Genomic DNA, 5,644 nt, shown 5'->3' with positions numbered 1-5,644 from the left:
AAAGCTCGGTTGGCGGGAATCACAGTAATTGTGCAGGAAGAATCCTACACATCCCGATCCAGTTTTTTAGGTTTAGATCCAATTCCTGTTTATGGAAAAACCGAAAAAGAGCCTGTGTTCACGGGTAAACGGATCAAGCGAGGTTTGTACAAAACATCGACGGGTCAGTTAATCAATTCTGACGTGAATGCAGCGTATAACATTCTCAGAAAAGCAATCCCAAATGCGTTTAGCAATGGGATAGGGAGCTGCGTAGTTCAGCCGAGGCGGGTCGATCCGCTGAAAGTAAAAGTGAAGGGGGAGGGACTTGAAGCCTCCCATGCCTATAAATGACTATACTTTTACCAGCTATATCCTAGACTGCTCCTAGAAAAACGGGACCCAATGCCTGGAAGTATTGATATATGGTTATTTATCTGATCCGGCACGGTATCGCCGCCGCACCCGAAGAATATGATACAGACTCAGAACGCCCCCTGACTAAAGAGGGCGATCGTAAAACCAGGAAAATTGCTCAACGGCTGTACGAGCTCGAAATTCAGTTTGACTTGATTCTCACCAGTCCCCTACTGCGCGCCCAGCAAACCGCCCAAATCCTGCAAACAGTCGGTTTGAGTTCCCAAATAGAAGAATCCGCCGCCCTCGCACCTTCAGGAGACATCGGGAACTGGCTGGAGTGGTACAAACAATGGCAGGACATCGGTAGTGGCAGCTTGGCCCTAGTGGGCCACCAACCAGACTTAGGCCACTGGGCAGAAACTTTGCTTTGGGCTCGATCGCAAGATGCCCTGATTCTCAAAAAAGCCGGTATCATCGGCTTAATCCTCCCGGAAACCGGCTCCCCAGTGGGCCGCAGCCAAATGTTTTGGCTAACTGCGCCCAAGTTTTTGCTGCGCTAGAAACAGCGAACCGCCCCGACATTAACAGGACGCGCCAGCCCTCTTAAACCCGCATTCTGGGACGGCGAAACCGGGAAAAAGGGGCGACAATACGCAGCGGTGCGATCGGGCTATCTGTTGAAAAACCCGGTTTCTGAACCCCAATTAAATGATTATTTGTCAAGACTGCGACACTATCTTGCTTTCTGGTAATGTACTTTTAGTAGATTGAACTCACACAAAACGGTATCGCAATGGTCGTCGGCGAATTCAAACCAGGTTTAGAAGGTGTTCCCGCCACCTTGTCCAGCATTAGCTACGTCGATGGACAAAAAGGGTTGCTGGAATATCGCGGGATTAGCATCGAGGAACTGGCACTCAAAAGTTCCTTTCTCGAAACTTCATATTTATTAATCTGGGGGGTACTTCCGACAAAGGAAGAACTAGAAGCTTTCGAGCATGAAATTCGCTATCACCGCCGGATCAAATATCGCATCCGGGACATGATGAAATGCTTTCCAGAAAGAGGACATCCCATGGACGCCCTGCAAGCTTCAGCGGCCGCCCTGGGCTTGTTCTACTCTCGCAGAGCTCTGGCTAACCCAGCATACATTCGAGAAGCTGTAGTGCGGCTGCTAGCTAAGATTCCCACAATGGTAGCAGCGTTCCAGCAAATGCGACGGGGAAATGATCCGGTGCGGCCGAGGGATGACTTGAACTACTCGGCTAACTTTCTTTATATGCTCAACGAGCAAGAACCCGATCCGCTGTTAGCTAGCATTTTTGACACTTGTCTGACTCTCCATGCTGAACATACCATTAATGCCTCTACATTTTCGGCAATGGTAACAGCTTCGACACTGACAGACCCTTACGGAGTGATTGCTTCAGCAGTTGGCACTTTGGCGGGGCCGCTGCACGGGGGAGCTAATGAAGAAGTGATTGATATGTTGGAGCAAATTGGTTCGGTAGAAAATGTGCGGCCTTTTGTCGAGAAGTGCGTTGCAAACAAGGACAAAATCATGGGTTTCGGTCACCGAGTTTACAAGGTGAAAGATCCGAGAGCAACTATTCTTCAGAGGTTAGCGGAACAGTTGTTTGAGAACTTCGGCCGCGATGAATACTACGACATTGCTGTCGAGTTGGAAGAGGTGATTGGGGAGAAATTGGGTCACAAAGGAATTTATGCAAATGTAGATTTCTATTCGGGTCTGGTTTACCGAAAAATGGGAATTCCGCTGGACTTATTTACACCAGTTTTTGCGATCGCCCGCGTTGCCGGCTGGTTGGCCCACTGGAAGGAACAGCTAGAGGCAAACCGCATTTACCGGCCTACTCAAATATATACGGGGAGTCACGGTGCTCCTTATATTGCGATCGAGGAGAGGTCCCCATCCTACAGCACAATTATCAACCCAGATATTTAAATGGCGAGAGGAATTGTTTTGCTTTGGTGAAGTGTTGAATTAAAAATTGCTTTCGCCTTCCGAGTCAGGAAGCAATCTCTGTCTGCCAAAGACTGCCGTGCTGGGTTGCACCCCTCTTGTATGTTGTGGTGTTTGTTGGCGACAATAGTAAGAAGTGACGATTTTCAGGAACTCCGGTCCTCAGACTTGCGGGTCTGAGGCTTTTTATTGCCCTAAGTAATATAAAATCCGCGCTTCATCGCAATTATTCATCTCTCTGGGATCTCCCTCTGCGTTCTCTGCGCCCTCTGCGGTTAAATCTCTTAATTCCACTCTTCACCACCAGGCAAGTCAGCTAAATGCTCATCGATCGCATCCTCGAATTCACCTCTAGAATAAGTGTAGGTCAGGGACAGTAGCCGAGTTGCGATCGCAAGGATTTGCTCTCTGTCCACTCTTTCATTGAGTTGAGCACGGCTTAACTTTCCTTCCAACACTTCCCTGCTAGCCTCACGAATTGCGGCTTCTAGTTCATCTTCTAGAAAAGGCTCCCATTCAGAAGCATTGATGTAATAAGATGTTTTATTATCTTTGAGATTGAGCTTTTTAATACCTCGGACAGAATTAGCAATAGAAGCAGCCCAAGAATTAGTTAAACGCTGTTCTACTTGGTTTTTAATGAGGTGGATTAACAGAATTAGTAAAAAAGACCCGATATTTCGCAGAGTTGCTTGTTTGCTCATGCCCTCTAATTCATCTACAATTGCTAGAGCATCTTCATTCCTGCCTTCTAAAATACAATTTCTGAGGTCTATTAATTCCTGTACCATTGCTGTTTGCCTCAACATTTATAGGAATTTCGTACTCTAACTCAGGGTTGTAGCCTAGTCTCAATCCCCCTAAATCCCCCTTAAAAAGGGGAGTAGGGGTTGACTTTGAGTGGTTCCAGTCCCCCCCTTATTAAGGGGGGCTAGGGGGGATCTCCGGGTTTCAAAACACACCCTAGGCGCCAAATCTAAACAGATTGAGCTACATGATGGCGGCTAGTCAATTTATCCAATTGATTCACCAACAAACTTAGGAACAATCCCACATCGGTAACAACTCCAATAGACTCGATCGAACCCCGATCGCTCAATTTCGTCACCACCGCCGGATTAATGTCCACACAGACCATCTTCACACCAGCCGGCGTCATATTTCCCACACCAATTGAGTGCAGCATAGACGACAGCATTAACACCATATCCGCACCGCGTAACAGCTCAGTATATTCTTCTTGAGCCTTAACTAAATCCATTTGCGTGTCGGGAAGTGGGCCGTCATCGCGGATCGAACCGGCAAGAGAAAACGGTATATTGTTCTTCACGCACTCATACATCACACCGTTAGTAACCAAGCCTGCTTCAACAGCTTTTGCAATACTCCCGTAGCGCCGCACAGTGTTAATTATTTTCAAGTGGTGCCGGTGTCCGCCGCGCACAGCAACACCGCGTTTCATGTCAACCCCTAAAGAGGTTCCCATATTCGATTGTTCCATGTCGTGAACGGCGATCGCATTTCCACCTAACAACGCTTGCACGTAACCTTCGCGAATCAAATGCGCTAAATGTTCGCCACCGCCGGTGTGGATAACAACAGGCCCCGCCGTAACTACAACTTTGCCACCGCGATCGCGAATTTGGCGCAATTCCCACGCTACTTGTTCCACTACCAATTCTACGCGGCGCTCGCTAGAAACGCTGCCCGACATAAAGCTAAATTCTTGCGAATTGCGCTGTTCCCGCGATTCTGTTTTGCGGATGGTGCGGATACCGACTACATCAACAACGACTTTTTCTCCTACTTTTAAGTCGCGCAATAATTTGCATTTAGCCACTGGGCCATCAGCAGTTTCAGTAATAGCAACAGCACCATCCATCCGCTGATTTTGCGCTTTCACCCACTGACCATTTACCCGCACTTCCGTGGGATAAATTGTACTAACATAAAAGTCGTCCGGGCCAACGCCATCTTGCACTACCGGTTCTAAAATAGCGTCGCAAATCTCTTGTGGTGGCGGCACTGCACCCAAGTCAATCAGCATTCCCATCATTTCTTCCATCACATCGTGGGAAGGAGCCGAAACTTTAACGTCCGCAGATGATGTGCTTTGGCGCTGCTCTCCTAGATTGAAATTGAGCACTTGGAAACTGCCACCGAGATCGACAATTAAGTCTAAAGCGCGGCTGATTAAACCTGCATCGAGCAAGTGACCTTCCATGCGAATTGTGCGGCTTTCTACCATCACGTTTGCCGATCGATCTTCTTGCACCGGTTCCGTTACCCGCAGCGTCAAACACTTACAGGCGCCGCCCGCTTTCAGAAATTCGCTCATCGGCGTTTCAATTACTTGAAAACCAGCCTTAGTAATGCGCGTTTTCAAGGCTTCGCTAACCTTGTTCATTACCACAACTTTGTCAATATTGACGGCATTGCAGGCAAAATTGGCGGCATCGGCTTCTTCAATGGCAATGCGTTTTTCCGGCGCAACTCGCATTTCGATTAAGCGGTTGGAATACGAGTCAAATGCTGCTGGATAGTAGAGCAAATAGCCGCCTGTTAAAGGACAAAAACAGGTGTCTAGGTGATAGAAACGTTCGTCAACTAAACGCAGGGAAAGCACTTCTATGTTGAGCCATTTTGCTAGTAGCGGGTGCGAGTCGAGTTCGGAACGGAAGCCGTATCCGGCCCACAACCAGCGTCCTTCGCGATCGAGTAAAGCATCGCCAGCGCCCTCAAACGGCAAGTCTTTAGGGAGTTCGTGCACGGTGAAACCTTTGCTTTCAAACCATGCTTTGAAATAGGGTTCTTCGCCTTGGCGTTCTTTGTGATAGAAACGGCTGAGGACGAAGGTATTGCCTAAAAGTAAGCCTGCGTTGGCGGTGAACACCATATCCGGCCAGCCTTTTTCGGGCGGTACGAGGTCTACCACGGCGTTGTCTTTGAGGACGTGGTAAAGTTTTTCCCACTGTTCGACGGCGCGATCGCGCGATGATTTGTGGACATTTCCCTCCATCCACGGATTAATCACGTAATCCACATCGTAGTGGTCGGGAGCACACATGAGGAAGCGAATTGAGTCAGTCATAATTCAGTTAAAATGTGGTAGACGCTACAGCAGACGTATGTTGACAGAGTTTGTATAATAGCAACTGTAATATTGACTACTAATTTTAGCAGCGCAACGTCTGGAGCCTCAAAAGGCTAACTCTTTATTATATCATGTTTAATATGAGATTACACTAAGGAATGAGAATTAAATAACTTCCACTCTTGAAAGTGGGATGGGCGTCCCGCCCGTCCAAAAAGGACGGGCGG

5 protein-coding genes are annotated in these 5,644 nt (G+C 48.0%); 3 read left to right on the top strand and 2 right to left on the bottom strand.

The annotated features are described in order from the left end of the window. The 3 genes from QUB20_RS27970 to QUB20_RS27960 all read left to right on the top strand — a co-directional run. The coding region (locus tag QUB20_RS27970; RefSeq protein ID WP_445299438.1) for a zinc ribbon domain-containing protein at positions 1 to 333 on the top strand (333 nt) is incomplete at its 5' end. Between the two features lie 71 nt (positions 334 to 404). Continuing rightward, positions 405 to 899 (top strand): phosphohistidine phosphatase SixA, encoded by a 495-nt coding sequence (sixA, locus tag QUB20_RS27965; protein ID WP_333054609.1) that lies wholly within the window; start codon positions 405 to 407, stop codon positions 897 to 899. Between the two features lie 233 nt (positions 900 to 1,132). Continuing rightward, positions 1,133 to 2,305, top strand: a complete 1,173-nt coding sequence (locus QUB20_RS27960) for a citrate synthase (RefSeq protein ID WP_333248311.1) — start codon at positions 1,133 to 1,135, stop codon at positions 2,303 to 2,305. A 302-nt stretch (positions 2,306 to 2,607) separates the two neighbouring features. Here QUB20_RS27960 and QUB20_RS27955 read toward each other — a convergent pair whose 3' ends face one another. Together QUB20_RS27955 and argZ are read right to left on the bottom strand one after the other, a co-directional pair. Continuing rightward, a complete protein-coding gene (locus QUB20_RS27955) occupies positions 2,608 to 3,114 on the bottom strand; it encodes a DUF29 family protein (protein ID WP_333248366.1) in 507 nt (168 codons plus the stop codon). A 185-nt stretch (positions 3,115 to 3,299) separates the two neighbouring features. After that, a complete protein-coding gene (gene argZ, locus QUB20_RS27950) occupies positions 3,300 to 5,414 on the bottom strand; it encodes a bifunctional arginine dihydrolase/ornithine cyclodeaminase (protein WP_333248309.1) in 2,115 nt (704 codons plus the stop codon). Positions 5,415 to 5,644 lie beyond the last annotated feature (230 nt).

Source organism: Microcoleus sp. B4-C2 (assembly GCF_036705265.1).
Classification (GTDB): domain Bacteria; phylum Cyanobacteriota; class Cyanobacteriia; order Cyanobacteriales; family Microcoleaceae; genus Microcoleus.
This window is presented reverse-complemented; position numbering and strand designations above follow the sequence as displayed.

Excerpts from the sequence above, each read along its gene's own strand:
- argZ (WP_333248309.1), bottom strand. The coding sequence starts at position 5,414 with ATGACTGACTCAATTCGCTTCCTCATGTGTGCTCCCGACCACTACGAT.
- sixA (WP_333054609.1), top strand. The coding sequence starts at position 405 with ATGGTTATTTATCTGATCCGGCACGGTATCGCCGCCGCACCCGAAGAA.
- QUB20_RS27960 (WP_333248311.1), top strand. The coding sequence starts at position 1,133 with ATGGTCGTCGGCGAATTCAAACCAGGTTTAGAAGGTGTTCCCGCCACC.
- QUB20_RS27955 (WP_333248366.1), bottom strand. The coding sequence starts at position 3,114 with ATGGTACAGGAATTAATAGACCTCAGAAATTGTATTTTAGAAGGCAGG.